At 65.6% G+C, this 221-nt stretch carries 1 protein-coding gene; it reads left to right on the plus strand.

Features of this window, described 5'->3' with window-relative positions:
- Positions 1-221, plus strand: a 221-nt coding sequence (locus tag HA630_RS26910) for an aminotransferase class I/II-fold pyridoxal phosphate-dependent enzyme (protein ID WP_166831974.1), incomplete at both ends; no start/stop codon positions are given.

A 221-nucleotide genomic window follows, 5' to 3' on the forward strand; every position in this document is an offset into this window, starting at 1 on the left:
AGCTTTGGCAAGACCTACCATGTGACCGGCTGGAAGGTGGGCCATGTGGTGGCCCCGGCACCGCTGATGGCGGAATTCCGCAAGGTGCACCAGTTCAACGTGTTCACCGTGAACACGCCCATGCAACACGCCCTGGCCGCCTACATGGCCGACCCGGCGCCCTACCTGCAACTGCCAGGGTTCTACCAAGCCAAGCGCGACCGGTTCCGCGCCGGGCTGGC

Source organism: Aquabacterium sp. A08 (assembly GCF_011742065.1).